Below are 17,021 nucleotides of genomic sequence, written 5' to 3' on the forward strand. Positions count from 1 at the left end.
CTCCGGGCCGGGTGCGAGGATGAGCCCATGACCCGCGCCAGCCTCGACAAGGACCCCCGTGACGTCGCCGCCATGTTCGACGACGTGGCGGGCAAGTACGACCTGACGAACGACGTCCTCTCCCTCGGGCAGGACCGGCTGTGGCGGCGGGCCGTCCTGAAGGTGGTCCAGGCCCGGCCCGGCGAGACGGTGCTCGACATCGCGGCCGGCACGGGCACGAGCAGCGAGCCGTTCGCCGACCACGGCGTCCACGTCGTCCCGGCCGACTTCTCGCTCGGGATGCTGCGGGTCGGCAACCGGCGCCGCCCCGACCTCGGGTTCACCGCGGCCGACGCGATGCGCCTGCCGTTCGCGGACGACAGCTTCGACGCGGTGACGATGTCGTTCGGGCTGCGCAACGTCGCGGACGTCGACCAGGCGCTCGCAGAGTTCCTGCGCGTCACCCGGCCGGGCGGGCGGCTGGTGGTCTGCGAGTTCAGCCAGCCGGTCAACGGCGCCTTCCGCAAGGTCTACACCGAGTACCTCATGCGCTCGCTGCCCCCGATCGCGCGCAAGGTCAGCAGCAACCCGGAGTCCTACGTCTACCTCGCGGAGTCGATCCAGGCGTGGCCGGCGCAGCGCGAGCTGGGGGAGCGGGTGGCCGCGGCGGGCTGGACCGAGGTCGGCTGGCGCAACCTGACGGGCGGCATCGTGGCGCTGCACCGGGCCACCAAGCCCACCCAAGACTGAGTCGTGTGCCTGAGCGCGGGCCATGGACCGCGCTCAGGCACACGACCCCGGGGACGGGTGGGTAAGGGTCGCCTAAGTGGTGACCGCATGGCCGGTCGGGAATAGACTCCGCAGGAGCAGTTCGTGAAGACGTTCACAAGCGTGTGAGGCAGGCGTGACAGACACCATCAGCGAGGCCACCGGAGCCACCGGAGCCGGCGCACCCACCGAGACCGCCGACGTCATCGTCGTCGGTGCGGGTCCAGGGGGGTCGGCGACCGCGGCCTACCTCGCCATGGCCGGTCTCGACGTCCTCCTGCTCGAGAAGACCGCCTTCCCCCGCGAGAAGGTCTGCGGCGACGGGCTCACCCCGCGCGCGGTCAAGGAGCTGATCACCCTCGGCATCCCGACGCCCGAAGAGGACGGCTGGATCAAGAACCACGGCCTGCGGATCATCGGGGGCGGCATGCGGCTCGCCCTCCCGTGGCCCGACCTCGCGAGCTTCCCGCCCTACGGCCTGGTCCGCACCCGTCAGGACTTCGACGACATCCTCGCCAAGCACGCCGTGAAGCACGGTGCGCGGCTGCGCGAGTCCACCAACGTCACCGGCCCGGTCCTCGACGCCAAGGGCTCGATCGTCGGCGTCACCGCCAAGGCCGTCGACGAGAAGGGCCGCTCGACCGGCCCAGAGCTCCGGTATGCCGCGCCGCTGGTCGTCGCCGCCGACGGCAACTCCTCGAGGCTGTCCCTCTCGATGGGGCGCGAGAAGCGCGAGGACCGCCCGATGGGCGTGGCCGTGCGCACCTACTACACGAGCCCCCGTCACGACGACGACTACCTCGAGTCGTGGCTCGAGCTGTGGTCCACCGACGAGAGTGGCAAGAAGGTCCTGCTGCCCGGCTACGGCTGGATCTTCGGCGTCGGCGACGGCACCTCCAACGTCGGGCTCGGCATCCTCAACACCTCCAGCGCCTTCGGCAAGACCGACTACAAGGACGTCATGCGGCGCTGGGTCGCGACGATGCCCGAGGACTGGACCTACAACGACGAGACCATGGTCGGCCCGATCCGTGGCGCCGCCCTGCCGATGGGCTTCAACCGGCAGCCACACTACGACAACGGCCTGCTGCTGGTCGGTGACGCCGGGGGCATGGTCAACCCGTTCAACGGCGAGGGCATCGCCTACGCGATGGAGAGCGGGCGGCTGGCCGCCGAGGTGATCGCCCAGGCCTTCGCCCGTGGCACCGACGCCCAGCGTGAGCGGGTGCTGCAGTCCTACCCCAAGGTGATGGCCGACGCCCTCGGTGGCTACTACACGCTCGGGCGCTACTTCGCGAAGATGATCGGCAACCCCGAGGTGATGCGGCTCGCGACCAAGTACGGCCTGCCCCGCACCACCTTGATGAAGTTCCTCCTGAAGGTGATGGCCAACCTCGCCGAGCCGCACGGCGGCGACGCCTCGGACCGCCTGATCACGGCGCTGTCGAAGATGGCGCCGGACGCATGACCAGCCACGACGGGGGCCGGGGTGCAATCTCCACGAGCCCCCCTAGGATTGGGCCGCACCGCAAGCGTGTGACCGGCGACACACCCCACGACCGCAGCGACGACAGAAAGGGAGTGGCACGACGATGAGCAACCCCTACGTCCCGCTGCTTTTCCTCTTGGCCATCGGTGGCGGGTTCGCCGTCTTCTCGGTCGGTGCCGCCGCGGTCTCGGGACCGAAGCGCTACAACCGCGCCAAGCTGGACGCCTACGAGTGCGGCATCGAGCCGACCCCCCAGGCCGCTGGCGGTGGTCGTGTGCCGATCAAGTACTACCTGACCGCGATGCTCTTCATCATCTTCGACATCGAGTCGGTGTTCCTCTATCCCTTCGCGGTGGCCTTCAACCAGCTCGGGCTGTTCGCGCTGGTGGAGATGGTGCTGTTCATCCTGACCGTGTTCGTGGCCTACGCCTACGTGTGGCGCCGCGGCGGCCTCGAGTGGGACTGACGGGCTGACGAGGGACTGACGAGGAACAAGGACAAGCAATGGGAATCGAAGAGAAGCTGCCTGCTGGCTTCCTGCTGACCACGGTCGAGCAGGTCGCCGGCTACATGCGCAAGAGCTCGGTCTGGCCCGCAACGTTCGGCCTCGCCTGCTGCGCCATCGAGATGATGGCCGTCGGCACGCCCGACTACGACATCGCCCGGTTCGGGATGGAGCGGTTCTCCGCGACCCCGCGCCAGGCCGACCTGATGATCGTGGCCGGTCGGGTCAGCCAGAAGATGGCGCCGGTCGTCCGCCAGGTCTACGACCAGATGCCCGAGCCCAAGTGGGTCATCTCGATGGGGGTCTGCGCCAGCTCCGGGGGCATGTTCAACAACTACGCGATCGTGCAGGGGGTCGACCACATCATCCCGGTCGACGTCTACCTGCCCGGCTGTCCGCCCCGCCCCGAGATGCTCCTCAACGCGATCCTCACGCTGCACGAGCAGATCCAGGGCTCCAAGCTCGGCGTCAACCGGGTCGCCGCGGCGCGCGCTGCCGAGGCCGCGGCGCTGGCCGCCACCCCGACGCACCAGATGACCGGCCTGCTGGCCCAGGGCGCCGGCAGCGGTCACACCCACGCGCACGGACACCTGCACGGCACCGACGTGGCACCCGGTGGTGTGGCATGAGCGACGCGACCAACGACGGAGCCGACGACACCACGGACGCGCCGGCCGGCGACCAGCCCGGCCAGGACCCGAAGCAGGCGACCGCCAACAGCAACATCGACGGCACCAAGGCCGCCGACGCGACGGCCGACAAGGGTGCCGGTCCCGAGCAGCCGGCTCCGGTCGCGGAGGCCTCGACGATCGGCGTCCAGCCCGGCGAGGTCGTCGACCGCGGCACCGACGAGCGCCTCCCGGCCGCCCCCGGCACGGCTCCCGACCCGGTCGTGGTGGGGGAGCGGCGCGGCATGTTCGGTGCCACCGACACCGGTGACACCACCGGCTACGGCGGCATGGTCAGCCCGATCCTGTTCCCCGGCGCAGCGGTCCGCCCCTACGGCGGCTACTTCGACGAGGTCGCCGACCACCTCGAGCGCGGGCTGGGAGCCGGCAGCACGTCCTACGGCGAGGCCGTCGAGCGCGTCGTCGTCGACCGCGGCGAGCTGACCATGTTCGTGCGTCGCGAGCACCTGCCGGCGGTCGCCCGCGCGCTGCGCGACGACCCGGCGCTGCGGTTCGAGATCTGCACCGGGGTCTCCGGCGTGCACTACCCCCACGAGGAGGGCCGCGAGCTGCACGCGGTCTACCACTTCCTCTCCATCACCCACGGCGGTCGCCGGGTCCGCGTCGAGGTCACTGCACCCGACGCCGACCCGCACATCCCGTCGATCGTCGAGATCTACCCGGCGAACGACTGGCACGAGCGCGAGACGTGGGACATGTTCGGCATCGAGTTCGACGGCCACCCGTCGCTCACCCGCATCCTCATGCCCGACGACTGGCCGGGCCACCCGCAGCGGAAGGACTACCCGCTCGGCGGCATCCCCGTCGAGTACAAGGGCGCCACCGTCCCGCCGCCGGACCAGCGGAGGTCTTACAGCTGATGACCACGATCCACGACGACATCTACGCCACCTCCGGCGCCGACGCGGCTGCCTCCGAGGGTGCGCACGTCTTCAACGCCACCGGCGGCGACTGGGACCAGCTCGTCGACGAGGCCGCTGCCCTCCACGAGGAGCGGATCGTCGTCAACATGGGCCCGCAGCACCCGTCGACGCACGGTGTGCTCCGCCTCATCCTCGAGCTCGACGGCGAGACGGTGACCGAGACCCGCGCGGGCATCGGCTACCTCCACACCGGCATCGAGAAGAACATGGAGTTCCGCACCTGGACGCAGGGCGTGACGTTCTGCACCCGGATGGACTACCTCACGCCGTTCTTCAACGAGGCCGCGTTCTGCCTCAGCGTCGAGAAGCTGCTGGGCATCACCGACCAGATCCCCGAGCGCGCCAGCGTGATCCGCGTGCTGATGATGGAGCTCAACCGGATCACCTCCCACCTCGTCGCCCTCGCGACCGGCGGCATGGAGATGGGCGCCACGACGGTCATGACGGTGGGCTTCCGCGAGCGCGAGCGGATCCTGTCGATCTTCGAGATGGTCACCGGTCTGCGGATGAACAACGCGTTCATCCGCCCCGGCGGCGTCGCGCAGGACCTGCCGCCCGGTGCGATCGACAAGGTCCGCGACACGATCCCGTTGGTGCGCAAGGGCCTGGGCGAGCTCGAGCTCCTGCTCAACGAGAACCCCATCCTCAAGGGACGCACCGTCGACGTCGGCTACCTCGACCTCACCGGCTGCATGGCCCTCGGCATCACCGGCCCGATGCTGCGCTCGACCGGCCTGCCGCACGACCTGCGCAAGCTCGACCCCTACTGCGGCTACGAGACCTACGACTTCGAGGTCATCACCCGCACCGAGGCCGACGCCTACGCCCGGCTGCGGATCCGGATCGACGAGATGTACGAGTCGCTCAAGATCGCCGAGCAGTGCATCGACCGGCTGCAGGCCAACCCCGGCCCGGTCATGGTCGAGGACAAGAAGATCGCCTGGCCGGCCCAGCTGGCCATCGGCGGCGACGGCATGGGCAACAGCCTCGACCACATCCGCGAGATCATGGGCACCTCGATGGAGTCGCTGATCCACCACTTCAAGCTGGTCACCGAGGGCTTCCGGGTCCCGCCCGGCCAGGCGTATGCCGCGGTGGAGAGCCCCAAGGGCGAGCTCGGCTGCCACACCGTGTCCGACGGCGGCACGCGCCCCTACCGCGCGCACTTCCGCGACCCGTCGTTCAACAACCTGCAGGCCACGGCCGTGATGTGCGAAGGCAGCCAGATCGCCGACGTCATCGTGGCGGTGGCTTCCATCGACCCTGTGATGGGGGGAGTCGACCGGTGAGCGGCGACAACTACGGAATTCAGACCGCGGCAGGGCACCTGACCGTCGCTGCGGAGTCCAAGGAGCCGTATGCCGCGGACGTCCTGGCCGGCCTCCACGAGGACGCCGCCCAGGTCGTCGCCAAGTACCCGCAGAAGCGCTCCGCGCTGCTGCCGCTGCTGCACCTGGTGCAGTCGGTCGACGGCTACGTCACCGGGCGCGGGATCGACTTCTGCGCCGAGGTGCTCGACCTGACGACCGCCGAGGTCTCGGGTGTCGCGACCTTCTACACCCAGTACAAGCGGCACCCCAACGGCGAGTACACCGTAGGCATCTGCACCAACACGCTGTGCGCGATCATGGGCGGCGACCAGATCTGGGACGAGGTGTCCGAGCACCTGGGCATCGGCCACGACGAGACCACGCCCGACGGCAAGGTGACCCTCGAGCGGGTCGAGTGCAACGCCGCCTGCGACTTCGCCCCCGTGGTGATGGCGAACTGGGAGTTCTTCGACAACCAGACGCCCGACTCGACCAAGCAGCTCGTCGACGACCTGCGGGCCGGCAAGGACGTCAAGCCCAGCCGTGGGCCCGCGAAGGTCTGCACCTTCAAGCAGGTCTCCCGCGTGCTGGCCGGCTTCCACGACGGCCTCGCCGACGAGGGCGTCGGAGCAGGACCCGCGTCGCTGGAGGGCCTCAAGCTCGCCCACGACCGCGGCTGGACCGCTCCGGACGGCAAGTCCGGCGAGACGGCCACCGACGACCAGCAGCCCGAGGCGACGTCGAACGAGACGGCGGCCGGGCGGCATACCTCCACCGACAGCGCGGCCAACGCACCCGACGAGGCGGTCGACGACAAGCCGGCGACCCTGTTCGACGAGAACGAGAAGAACGGGAAGGACAGCTGATGGCGACCACGCTGACCCCGATCCTCACGAAGTTCTGGGACGACCCGCAGTCCTGGACGCTCGAGACCTACGAGCGCAACGAGGGCTACCAGGCGCTGAAGAAGGCGCTGGCGATGGCCCCGGCCGACCTGGTGCAGATGACCAAGGACTCGGGCCTGCGCGGCCGTGGCGGCGCAGGCTTCCCGACCGGCATGAAGTGGGGCTTCCTGCCCCCGCCGGACGGCGGTCCCCGCTACCTGGTCGTCAACGCCGACGAGTCCGAGCCGGGCACCTGCAAGGACATCCCGCTGATGATGGCGGCCCCGCAGTTCCTCATCGAGGGCTGCGTGATCACGTCCTACGCCATCGGCTGCAACCACGCCTTCATCTACCTGCGCGGTGAGGTCGTGCACGTCTACCGTCGCCTGCTGCGTGCGGTGGAGGAGGCGTATGCCGCGGGCCACCTCGGCAAGAACATCCACGGCTCGGGCTTCGACCTCGACATCACCGTGCACGCCGGCGCCGGCGCCTACATCTGCGGCGAGGAGACCGCCCTGCTCGACAGCCTCGAGGGCCGTCGCGGGCAACCGCGCCTCAAGCCGCCGTTCCCGGCCGTCGCGGGGCTGTACGCCCGCCCGACCGTGGTCAACAACGTCGAGTCGATCGCCTCGGTGCCGCCGATCCTGCTGCACGGCGCCGACTGGTTCTCCGACATGGGCACCGAGAAGTCCCAGGGCTTCGGCATCTTCAGCCTCTCGGGCCACGTCAAGCGGCCCGGCCAGTACGAAGCGCCCCTCGGCATCACGCTGCGCGAGCTGCTCGACATGGCCGGCGGGATGCGCGACCCCAACAAGAAGCTGAAGTTCTGGACCCCGGGTGGCTCGTCGACGCCGTTGTTCACCGACGCGCACCTCGACACCCCGCTCGACTTCGAGTCGGTGGCGGCGGCGGGCTCGATGCTCGGCACCCGCGCGCTGCAGATCTTCGACGAGACCACCTGCGTGGTCCGCGCCGTCGACCGCTGGACCGACTTCTACAAGCACGAGTCCTGTGGCAAGTGCACCCCGTGCCGCGAGGGCACCTGGTGGCTCAAGCAGATCCTCGGGCGGCTCGAGCACGGGCAGGGCTCCGAGGAAGACCTCGAGAAGCTGCTCGACATCTGCGACAACATCCTCGGCCGCAGCTTCTGCGCGCTGGGCGACGGCGCGACGAGCCCGATCACCAGCAGCATCCAGTACTTCCGTGAGGAGTACCTCGAGCACCTCAGCCACGGAGGCTGCCCGTTCGACCGCCGTGACTCCACCCTGTTCGCCAAGGACCGTGTGACCGCATGAGCACCCCCCGACGTTCTGTTCCCCCGCTTTGCTCCTCCACACCACGCCCTGGGGACCCCGCATGACTGTGACCGACGAGAAGAAGGACGCGCAGGCGCCCGTCGACCTGGTGAACCTCACCATCGACGGCGTGCCGGTGGCGGTCCCCAAGAACACGCTGGTGATCCGTGCCGCCGAAGAGGTCGGCGTGCAGATCCCGCGGTTCTGCGACCACCCGCTGCTCGAGCCGGTCGGCGCCTGCCGCCAGTGCCTGGTCGACGTGGCGACGCCCGGTCCCGACGGCCAGCTGCGCCCGATGCCCAAGCCGCAGGCGTCCTGCACGATCACCGTGTCCGAGGGCATGGAGGTCAAGACCCAGGAGACCTCCAAGGTCGCCGACAAGGCGCAGCAGGGCGTCATGGAGCTGCTGCTGATCAACCACCCGCTCGACTGCCCGGTCTGCGACAAGGGTGGCGAGTGCCCGCTGCAGAACCAGGCGATGAGCAACGGTCGCGCGAAGTCCCGGTTCGAGGACGTCAAGCGCACCTACCCCAAGCCGATCAACATCTCCTCCCAGGTGCTGCTCGACCGCGAGCGCTGTGTCCTGTGTGCGCGCTGCACCCGCTTCTCCGACCAGATCGCCGGTGACCCGTTCATCGCGCTGGTCGAGCGGGGAGCGCTCCAGCAGGTCGGCATCTACGAGCAGCAGCCGTTCGAGTCCTACTTCTCCGGCAACACCGTGCAGATCTGCCCGGTGGGCGCCCTGACCGGTGCGGCCTACCGCTTCCGCAGCCGCCCGTTCGACCTGATGTCGACGCAGAGCGTCTGCGAGCACTGCGCCTCCGGCTGCTCGATCCGCACCGACCACCGTCGCGGCACGGTGCTGCGGCGGATGGCGGTCAACGACCCGCTGGTCAACGAGGAGTGGAACTGCGACAAGGGCCGCTGGGCCTTCCAGTACGCCACCACCGGTGACCGGTTCGAGTTCCCGATGGTGCGCGACGAGAGCGGCGAGCTCCAGGTGGCCTCGTGGCCCGAGGCGCTCGAGGCCGCGGCCCGGGGCCTCAAGGCGGCCAAGGGTGTCGGCGTGCTGACGGGTGGCCGGGTGTCCGTCGAGGACGCCTACGCCTACGGCAAGTTCGCGCGCGTGGTGCTGGCCACCAACGACATCGACTTCCGCGCCCGCCCGCACTCCGCCGAGGAGGCCGACTTCCTGGCGGCTTCGGTGGTCACCACTGGGCCGGACGGTGGGGCGGTCACCTACGCCGACCTCGAGCAGGCCGCCACCGTCGTCCTCGTGGGCTTCGAGCCCGAGGAGGAGAGCCCGATCGTCTTCCTGCGGCTGCGCAAGGCGGCGCGTCGCGGCAAGACCGCCGTGTATGCCGTGGCGCCCTTCGGGACGCGCGGCCTCACCAAGCTGAACGGCACGCTCATCCCGTCCGCCCCCGGCACCGAGGCCGAGGTGCTCCGCGCGCTCGCCGACGGCGTCACCGGTGACGGTGCTGCCGCAGACGCCGCGAAGGCGCTCGAGACGCCCGGCGCGATCGTGCTGGTCGGCGAGCGGATGGCCACCGTGCCCGGTGCGCTCTCCGCCGCCGCGGCCCTCGCGACCTCTGCCGGTGCCCGCGTGGCCTGGGTGCCGCGTCGCGCCGGTGAGCGCGGCGCGCTCGAGGCCGGCGCGCTGCCCGGCCTGCTTCCAGGTGGCCGTCCGGTCGCCGACGCGGCCGCGCGCCAGCAGGTTGCCGAGGCCTGGGACGTCGTCGGACTGCCCGACGTGCCCGGTCGCGACGGCGCCGGCATCGTCCGGGCCGCCACGACCGGCTCGGTCAACGCGCTCGTCGTCGGTGGCGTCGACGCGGCCGACCTGGCCGACCCGCGGGCCGAGGAGGCGCTGGCCAAGACCTTCGTCGTGTCGCTGGACTTCCGCCCCTCGTCGGTGACCGCTGTCGCCGACGTCGTCCTGCCGGTCGCCCCGCAGGCCGAGAAGGGTGGCACCTTCGTCGACTGGGAGGGTCGTCCGCGCAGCTTCCAGGCGGCGCTCGACACCGCGGCGCTGTCCGACTATCGCGTGCTCGACATGCTGGCCGGTGAGATGGGGGCCTTCCTCGGCACCCGCACCCTCGCCGAGGTGCGGCGTGAGATGACTGCCCTGGGACCCTGGAGCGGCACCCGCGCCAGCGCCCCCTCCGAGGCGGCGGCCACCCCGCCGGCGTTCGGCGACGGCGAGCTGGTCCTGGCCACCTGGCACCACCTGCTCGACCGGGGCTCGCTGCAGGACGGCGAGCCGTTCCTGGCCGGCACCGCCGCCAAGGCCCGCGCCCGGGTCTCCGCGGCGACCGCCGAGTCCTTCGGCCTCGCCGATGACGACACGGTCACGGTGTCCAACGCCCGTGGCTCGGTCTCGGCCCGGGTCGCGGTCACCGAGGGCATGGTCGACCACGTGGTCTGGCTCCCGACCAACTCCGACGGCTCCACCGTCCGCGGCTCGCTGGGGGCGGTCTCCGGTGACGTCGTCAGCGTGACCAAGGGAGGCGCCCAGTGAGCACCGTGACGTATGCGGCGCAGGCCCTCGCGCAGGCGCCGTTCGCCGACAACCCGAGCACCGACTTCAGCGACACCCCGTGGTGGCTGCACCTGGTCAAGGCGCTGCTGGTCTTCGTCTTCCTCCTGGTCAACACGCTCATCGTGATCTGGTTCGAGCGGCGCGTGATCGGCCGCATGCAGCAGCGCCCCGGCCCCAACCGCACCGGCCCGTTCGGCCTGCTGCAGACCCTGGCCGACGGCATCAAGCTGGCGCTCAAGGAGGACCTGACACCCAAGAACGCCGACAAGGTGGTCTTCGCGCTGGCCCCGGCCATCGCGGGTGCCATGGCGTTCGTGTCGTTCGCGATCATCCCGATGGGTCCGACCGTGTCGATGTTCGGGCACCGGACCCCGTTGCAGCTCACCGACATCCCGGTCGCCGTGCTGCTGGTGCTCGCCGTCGCGGGCGTCGGGGTCTACGGCATCGTGCTGGCCGGCTGGTCGTCCGGCTCGACCTACCCGCTGCTGGGTGGCCTGCGCTCCACCGCGCAGGTGATCTCCTACGAGATCGCGATGGGGCTCTCGCTCGTCGCCGTGTTCCTCTACTCCGGCTCGATGTCGACCTCGCAGATCGTCGGGGCCCAGAAGGATCTCTGGTACGTCCTGCCGCTCGTGCCCAGCTTCCTCGTCTACGTCGTCACCATGGTCGGCGAGACCAACCGCCTGCCGTTCGACCTCGCCGAGGGCGAGGGCGAGCTGACCGGTGGCTTCCACACCGAGTACTCCTCGCTGAAGTTCGCGATGTTCTTCCTCGGTGAGTACGTCAACATGTTCACCGTCTCGGCGTTGGCCACCACGATGTTCCTCGGCGGCTGGATGGCCCCTCCCGGCATCGCGGCCATCAACGACGGCATGTTCAACCACGGCTGGTGGGGCCTGCTCTGGTTCGTCATCAAGCTCTGGCTGTTCATGTTCTTCTTCGTCTGGCTGCGTGGCTCGCTGCCGCGCGTGCGCTACGACCAGTTCATGCGGTTCGGCTGGAAGTTCCTCATCCCGGTCACGCTGACCTGGGTTGTGGTCGCCGCCTTCATGAAGGCCAGCCAGCTCGGCTTCATCGACGGCCCGAAGATCACCTTCAACGGCCGTGAGTTCCCGGTCGTCAGCATCGCCTTCGTGGTCCTGCTCGCCGGCGCGGTGCTCGTCATCGCCTGGCTTCGGGACAACAAGAAGATCGAGCAGGAAGCCATCCGCAACACCCCGCCGCCGGAGGAGATCGACCCCTTCGCCGGTGGCTACCCGGTGCCGCCGCTGCCCGGCCAACGGCTGAAGGAACCGACCTTGGCCATCAGCGGTGGAGCAGACATGGCAACCGGCGGTGCCCTCGCGACAGACCAGGAGGCCACTCGTGCCTGACCGCTCAGCAGACGACCAGAAGAAGCCCGGCTTCCTCGCCGACCTGTTCGCTCCCGTCGGTGGGTTCGGCGTCACGTTCGCCACGATGTTCCGCAAGCTGGAGACCGAGGAGTACCCCGAGGAGAAGCGGCCCACCCAGCCGCGCTACCACGGTCGGCACCAGCTGAACCGGCACCCCGACGGCCTCGAGAAGTGCGTCGGCTGCGAGCTGTGCGCCTGGGCATGCCCAGCCGACGCCATCCTCGTCGAGGGGGCGTCCAACGACGACACCGAGGGCGGCTCCGGCCGGTTCTCGCCCGGCGAGCGCTATGGCCGCGTCTACCAGATCAACTACCTGCGCTGCATCTTCTGCGGCCTGTGCATCGAGGCCTGCCCGACCCGCGCGCTCACGATGACCAACTTCTACGAGCTGGCCGACGACAACCGCGCCGACCTCATCTTCACCAAGGAGCAGCTGCTCGCGCCGCTCCAGGAGGGGATGCTGCCCGCGCCGCACCCGATGGTCGACGGGCTCGAGGAGCGGGACTACTACCAGGGCAAGGTGGCCAAGGCCACGCCCGAGCAGGAGGCGTGGGTGAAGGCGCACGACGCCCAGCCCGAGGACGGCCTCGCCCCCAGCGGCGACCCCGTCGAGGGAGTCGACACCGTGACCACCCGACAGGCCGGCCGCGACACCACCGAGGCGGTGCGCCGATGACCGGCTTGGGTGAGCAGATCATGTTCTGGATCCTCGCGCCGATCAGCGTGCTCGGCGCGCTCGGCCTGCTCTTCGCCAAGAAGGCGGTGCACGCCGCCCTGGGCATGGCCCTGGTGATGATCAACCTCGGGATCTTCTACATCGCGCAGGAGGCCGACTTCCTCGGCATCATCCAGATCTTCGTCTACACCGGCGCGGTCATGATGCTGTTCCTCTTCGTGCTGATGCTCGTCGGCGTCGACTCGTCCGACTCCCTCGTCGAGACCCTCAAGGGTCAGAAGTGGGCCAGCGCGCTGCTCTCGCTCGGCCTGGCGACCTTGCTGTTCACCGCCATCGGGCGGGCGCAGTTCGGCCCGATGAAGGGCCTGTCCGACGTCAACGCCAGCACCGGCAACGTCTCCGGCGTCGCGAACCTGATCTTCGGCAAGTACGTCTGGACCTTCGAGATCACCTCGGCGCTGCTCATCACCGCCGCGCTGGGCGCGATGGTGCTGGCGCACCGCGAGCGGATCGGCGCCAAGCCGAGCCAGCGCGCCTGGGCCGAGCGCCGGGTCCGCGACAACCGCAACGTCGCCGGCCTGCCGGCGCCCGGTGTCTACGCCCGCAGCAACGCGGTCGACACCCCGGCCCTGCTGCCCGACGGCACCCCGAGCGAGCTGTCCGTCTCGCGCGTGCTCACCGCCCGCGAGCAGAACGTCGCCCCGGCGCGCCACGTCGAGTCCGAGCACGACATCGAGCACGAGATCGAGGAGGGGTCGCAGCGATGAACCTCGTCAACTACATCTACCTCGCGACCCTGCTGTTCGCGATCGGCGGCACGGCGGTCCTGATGCGCCGCAACGCCATCATCGTGTTCATGGGCGTCGAGCTGATGCTCAACGCGACCAACCTGATGTTCGTGACGTTCTCCCGGATGCGCGGCAACCTCGACGGCCAGGTGATCGCCCTGTTCGTCATGGTGGTCGCGGCAGCCGAGGTCGTCGTGGGACTGGCCATCATCATGGCCATCTTCCGTGCCCGCCGGTCGGCCTCGGTCGACGACGCCAACCTGCTGAAGCTGTAGAAGGAGCCACCAGGTGACCTCCCTCGCCCACCTCGCCGCCGCTACCACGGCGTCCGAACCAGGTGCCGCTGCCGCGGCCACCGGCGTCACGGCATACGCCTGGCTGCTCGTGGCCCTGCCGCTGCTCGGCGCCGCCGTGCTGCTGCTCGGCGGACGCGCCACCGACAAGTGGGGCCCGTTGCTCGCGACCGCGATGTCGTGGGCCGCCTTCGTCGTCGGCTTCGTCGTCTGGATGGCCATGCTCGGCCGCGACGGCGAGGACCGCGCCGCGCACCTGCACCTGTTCAACTGGGTGCCGGCCGGGTCCTTCAACCTCGACGCGGGGATGCTGGTCGACCAGCTCTCGGTGACGTTCGTGCTGCTGGTGACCTTCGTGGGTTCGCTGATCCACGTCTACTCGCTCGGCTACATGGAGCACGACCCGGACAAGCGGCGGTTCTTCGCCTACCTCAACCTGTTCGTCGCGGCGATGCTGCTGCTCGTCCTCGCCGACTCCTACCTGTTGCTGTATGTCGGGTGGGAGGGCGTGGGTCTCGCGTCCTACCTGCTGATCGGGTTCTGGAACCACAACCCGGCCTACGCCACCGCCGCCAACAAGGCGTTCGTGGTGAACCGGGTCGGTGACTTCGGCCTGTCCGTCGCGATCATGATCATGTTCGCGGCGTTCGGCACGGTCACCTTCGCCGGCGTCCAGCAGGCCGCCGAGGGCGGTGCGGGCGAGGGCGTCCTGACCGCGATCGGGCTGATGCTGCTGCTCGGCGCCTGCGGAAAGTCGGCGCAGTTCCCACTGCAGAGCTGGCTCGGCGACGCCATGGCCGGCCCGACGCCGGTGTCGGCGCTGATCCACGCGGCGACCATGGTCACCGCCGGGGTCTACCTCGTGGTGCGCAGCAACTTCATCTTCGACCACGCGCCCAGCGCGCAGCTCGTGGTCGTCATCGTCGGTGCCATCACCCTGGTCTTCGGGGCGATCGTCGGCTGCGCCAAGGACGACATCAAGAAGGCGCTGGCCGCCTCGACGATGTCGCAGATCGGCTACATGATGCTGGCCGCCGGGCTCGGCCCGGTCGGCTATGCCTTCGCGATCTTCCACCTGCTCACCCACGGCTTCTTCAAGGCCGGGATGTTCCTCGGCGCCGGGTCGGTCATGCACGGCATGAACGACCAGGTCGACATGCGCCGCTTCGGTGGGCTGTCCGGGGCCATGAAGATCACCTGGGTGACCTTCGGCCTGGGCTGGCTCGCGATCCTCGGCGTGCCGCCGTTCTCGGGATTCTGGTCCAAGGACAAGATCATCGAGGCCGCGTTCATCGGCGAGGGCTGGCGCCCCTGGGTGTTCGGTGGTGCCGCCCTGATCGGCGCCGGCATCACCGCGTTCTACATGTCGCGGCTGTTCTTCATGACGTTCCACGGCAAGAAGCGCTGGACCGACGAGGTCCACCCGCACGAGTCACCGCGCACCATGACCATCCCGATGATGGTGCTCGCGGTGGGTTCGGGGCTGCTCGGCCTGGTCCTGTCGATCGGTGGCACCTTCACGCACTGGCTCGAGCCGGTCGTCGGTGGCCACGAGGAGGGCGAGCACCCGGTGCTGCCGGTGTGGCTGCTGATGACGCTGACCCTGCTGCTGGTCGCCGGCGGCGTCGCGCTGGCGTGGATGCGCTACTGGCGCGACGAGGTTCCGCAGGTGCAGCCGACCGGCTCGCTGGCCACCCGTGCCGCGCGCCGTGACCTCTACCAGGACGACGTCAACGAGGGAGTCTTCATGCGGCCAGGTCTCCACCTGACCCGGGCACTGGTGTTCGCCGACAACCGTGGGGTCGACGGCGCTGTCGGGGGTCTCGCGGCCCTCGTCGGCGGCACGTCGAGCCGGCTGCGCAGGCTCCAGAACGGCTTCGCCCGCTCCTACGCCCTGACGATGCTGGCCGGCGTCGTCGCGATCCTCGGTGCCATGTGGGTGATCCAGTGATGAACGACTTCCCCTGGCTGACCGTGATCGGTGTCATCCCGCTCGTGGGTGCCGGCGTCGTCGCCGCGCTGCCGGCCGGGCTCACCGACCGAGCCAAGCACGTCGCGCTCGGCTTCTCGCTGGTGACGCTCGTCCTCGGCATCGCTGCGGCGCTGCAGTTCGAGAGCTCCTCGACCCAGCAGTTCCAGCTCACCGAGCAGCACGAGTGGATCCCGCAGTTCGGCGTCTCCTACGCCCTGGGTGTCGACGGCATCGCGCTGGTCATGATCCTGATGGCCCTGGTGCTGACGCCGGTCTGCATCCTCGCCGCGTGGCGGGACGTCCCCGAGGGCGGGCCGCGCGAGAAGTACTACTTCGCGCTGATGCTCGTGCTGGTCACGTTCATGGTGGGCGTCTTCGCCGCCACCGACGTGTTCCTCTTCTACGTCTTCTTCGAGGCGATGCTGATCCCGGTCTACTTCCTGATCGGCAGCTACGGCGGTCCGCGTCGGCAGTATGCCGCCGTGAAGTTCCTGCTCTTCTCGCTCGCGGGTGGGCTGGTCATGCTCGTCGGCGTCATCGCGCTCTACCACTACGGCCCCGGCGGCAGCGACGGCTTCCTGGTCAGCAAGCTCACCGGGCTCGACCTGGGTGCGGCGCCCGAGCGGCTGATGTTCGTCGCGTTCTTCTTCGCGTTCGCGGTGAAGGCGCCGATGTGGCCGGTGCACACCTGGCTGCCCGACGCCGCCACCGAGGCGCGTCCGGCGACCGCGGTGCTGCTCGTCGGCGTGCTCGACAAGGTCGGCACCTACGGGATGATCCGGTTCTGCCTCCAGTTGTTCCCGGAGGCCTCGAAGTGGGCCACCCCGGTGGTCCTGGTGCTGGCGGTCATCTCGATCCTCTACGGGGCGCTGCTCGCGATCGGCCAGACCGACATCATGCGGCTGATCGCCTACACGTCGGTGAGCCACTTCGGCTTCATCGTGCTGGGCATCTTCGCGCTCACCACGACCGGTGGCTCCGGCTCGACCCTCTACATGCTCAACCACGGCTTCTCGACGGCGGCGCTGTTCCTCATCGGCGCGATGCTGGTGGCCCGCCGGGGCAGCAAGCGGATCCCCGACTTCGGTGGCTGGCAGCGGGTGACGCCCGGGCTCGCCGGGGTGTTCCTCGTGGCCGGTCTGTCGGGGCTGGCGCTGCCGGGTCTGAGCTCGTTCGTCTCCGAGATCATGGTGCTGGTCGGGACCTTCCAGCGTTACCCGGCCGCGGCCGTGGTCGCGACCGCCGGCATCGTGCTGGCCGCCCTCTACATCCTGCTGATGTACAAGCGGATGATGACCGGGCCCACGCCCGAGCTGGCGACGCCGGTGCGGGACATCACCCGCCGCGAGAAGCTCGTCGTGGCGCCGCTCATCGCCGCGTTCCTGGTGCTCGGCTTCTACCCGAAGCCCGCCCTCGACCTGCTCAACCCGGCCGTGTCCGCGACGCTCAAGCACGTCGGCGTCACCGACCCGGCCCCCTCCTCCGCTGCTGACGGGAGCACGAAGTAATGCCCG

At 69.6% G+C, this 17,021-nt stretch carries 15 protein-coding genes; all 15 read left to right on the forward strand.

The features are described from left to right. Positions 1–27 precede the first annotated feature (27 nt). The 15 genes from BLQ34_RS17870 to BLQ34_RS17940 all read left to right on the forward strand — a co-directional run bounded on the left by BLQ34_RS17870 (position 28) and on the right by BLQ34_RS17940 (position 17,015). Positions 28–729 (forward strand): demethylmenaquinone methyltransferase, encoded by a 702-nt coding sequence (locus tag BLQ34_RS17870; RefSeq protein ID WP_091788651.1) that lies wholly within the window; start codon positions 28–30, stop codon positions 727–729. A 154-nt stretch (positions 730–883) separates the two neighbouring features. Then, complete coding sequence (locus tag BLQ34_RS17875; RefSeq protein WP_231961348.1) at positions 884–2,215, forward strand: geranylgeranyl reductase family protein; 1,332 nt, start codon at positions 884–886, stop codon at positions 2,213–2,215. A 124-nt stretch (positions 2,216–2,339) separates the two neighbouring features. Beyond that, on the forward strand, positions 2,340–2,702 hold the full coding sequence (locus tag BLQ34_RS17880; protein WP_056924312.1) for an NADH-quinone oxidoreductase subunit A: 363 nt from the start codon (positions 2,340–2,342) through the stop codon (positions 2,700–2,702). 38 nt (positions 2,703–2,740) lie between these two features. Beyond that, positions 2,741–3,370: a NuoB/complex I 20 kDa subunit family protein gene (locus BLQ34_RS17885; RefSeq protein WP_231961349.1), complete on the forward strand. Its 630-nt coding sequence runs from the start codon at positions 2,741–2,743 to the stop codon at positions 3,368–3,370. Continuing rightward, positions 3,367–4,290: an NADH-quinone oxidoreductase subunit C gene (locus tag BLQ34_RS17890; RefSeq protein ID WP_331712515.1), complete on the forward strand. Its 924-nt coding sequence runs from the start codon at positions 3,367–3,369 to the stop codon at positions 4,288–4,290. The genes BLQ34_RS17885 and BLQ34_RS17890 overlap by 4 nt, the downstream gene beginning before the upstream one ends. Then, a complete protein-coding gene (locus BLQ34_RS17895) occupies positions 4,290–5,642 on the forward strand; it encodes an NADH-quinone oxidoreductase subunit D (protein WP_091788654.1) in 1,353 nt (450 codons plus the stop codon). The genes BLQ34_RS17890 and BLQ34_RS17895 overlap by 1 nt, the downstream gene beginning before the upstream one ends. 38 nt (positions 5,643–5,680) lie before the next feature. Next, positions 5,681–6,529: an NADH-quinone oxidoreductase subunit NuoE gene (gene nuoE / locus BLQ34_RS17900; RefSeq protein ID WP_407946414.1), complete on the forward strand. Its 849-nt coding sequence runs from the start codon at positions 5,681–5,683 to the stop codon at positions 6,527–6,529. After that, positions 6,529–7,842 (forward strand): NADH-quinone oxidoreductase subunit NuoF, encoded by a 1,314-nt coding sequence (nuoF, locus tag BLQ34_RS17905; protein WP_091788659.1) that lies wholly within the window; start codon positions 6,529–6,531, stop codon positions 7,840–7,842. The genes nuoE and nuoF overlap by 1 nt, the downstream gene beginning before the upstream one ends. Positions 7,843–7,903: 61 nt before the next feature. Further along, positions 7,904–10,363 carry an NADH-quinone oxidoreductase subunit G gene (locus BLQ34_RS17910; RefSeq protein ID WP_091788661.1) on the forward strand — a complete coding sequence of 820 codons (2,460 nt, stop codon included), beginning with the start codon at positions 7,904–7,906 and terminating at the stop codon, positions 10,361–10,363. Then, entirely contained in the window at positions 10,360–11,757 is a 1,398-nt protein-coding gene (nuoH, locus tag BLQ34_RS17915; RefSeq protein ID WP_091788663.1) for an NADH-quinone oxidoreductase subunit NuoH, read from the forward strand. Before BLQ34_RS17910 ends, nuoH begins: the two co-directional genes overlap by 4 nt. Further along, entirely contained in the window at positions 11,750–12,454 is a 705-nt protein-coding gene (gene nuoI / locus BLQ34_RS17920; protein ID WP_091788666.1) for an NADH-quinone oxidoreductase subunit NuoI, read from the forward strand. The genes nuoH and nuoI overlap by 8 nt, the downstream gene beginning before the upstream one ends. Further along, positions 12,451–13,221 (forward strand): NADH-quinone oxidoreductase subunit J, encoded by a 771-nt coding sequence (locus BLQ34_RS17925; RefSeq protein ID WP_091788668.1) that lies wholly within the window; start codon positions 12,451–12,453, stop codon positions 13,219–13,221. Before nuoI ends, BLQ34_RS17925 begins: the two co-directional genes overlap by 4 nt. Continuing rightward, on the forward strand, positions 13,218–13,517 hold the full coding sequence (nuoK, locus tag BLQ34_RS17930; protein WP_091788671.1) for an NADH-quinone oxidoreductase subunit NuoK: 300 nt from the start codon (positions 13,218–13,220) through the stop codon (positions 13,515–13,517). Before BLQ34_RS17925 ends, nuoK begins: the two co-directional genes overlap by 4 nt. Positions 13,518–13,530: 13 nt before the next feature. Next, the gene (nuoL, locus tag BLQ34_RS17935) at positions 13,531–15,486 is read left to right on the forward strand and encodes an NADH-quinone oxidoreductase subunit L (protein ID WP_091788673.1); all 1,956 of its coding nucleotides are present in this window, start codon (positions 13,531–13,533) and stop codon (positions 15,484–15,486) included. Next, the gene (locus BLQ34_RS17940; RefSeq protein WP_091788675.1) at positions 15,486–17,015 is read left to right on the forward strand and encodes an NADH-quinone oxidoreductase subunit M; all 1,530 of its coding nucleotides are present in this window, start codon (positions 15,486–15,488) and stop codon (positions 17,013–17,015) included. The genes nuoL and BLQ34_RS17940 overlap by 1 nt, the downstream gene beginning before the upstream one ends. Positions 17,016–17,021 lie beyond the last annotated feature (6 nt).

This window comes from Pedococcus dokdonensis (assembly GCF_900104525.1).
Classification (GTDB): Bacteria; Actinomycetota; Actinomycetes; order Actinomycetales; family Dermatophilaceae; genus Pedococcus; species Pedococcus dokdonensis.

Coding starts and splice junctions, on each gene's coding strand:
- BLQ34_RS17895 (WP_091788654.1), top strand. CDS start 4,290: ATGACCACGATCCACGACGACATCTACGCCACCTCCGGCGCCGACGCG.
- BLQ34_RS17925 (WP_091788668.1), top strand. CDS start 12,451: ATGACCGGCTTGGGTGAGCAGATCATGTTCTGGATCCTCGCGCCGATC.
- BLQ34_RS17870 (WP_091788651.1), top strand. CDS start 28: ATGACCCGCGCCAGCCTCGACAAGGACCCCCGTGACGTCGCCGCCATG.
- BLQ34_RS17940 (WP_091788675.1), top strand. CDS start 15,486: ATGAACGACTTCCCCTGGCTGACCGTGATCGGTGTCATCCCGCTCGTG.
- nuoK (WP_091788671.1), top strand. CDS start 13,218: ATGAACCTCGTCAACTACATCTACCTCGCGACCCTGCTGTTCGCGATC.
- BLQ34_RS17890 (WP_331712515.1), top strand. CDS start 3,367: ATGAGCGACGCGACCAACGACGGAGCCGACGACACCACGGACGCGCCG.
- BLQ34_RS17885 (WP_231961349.1), top strand. CDS start 2,741: ATGGGAATCGAAGAGAAGCTGCCTGCTGGCTTCCTGCTGACCACGGTC.
- nuoF (WP_091788659.1), top strand. CDS start 6,529: ATGGCGACCACGCTGACCCCGATCCTCACGAAGTTCTGGGACGACCCG.
- BLQ34_RS17880 (WP_056924312.1), top strand. CDS start 2,340: ATGAGCAACCCCTACGTCCCGCTGCTTTTCCTCTTGGCCATCGGTGGC.
- BLQ34_RS17910 (WP_091788661.1), top strand. CDS start 7,904: ATGACTGTGACCGACGAGAAGAAGGACGCGCAGGCGCCCGTCGACCTG.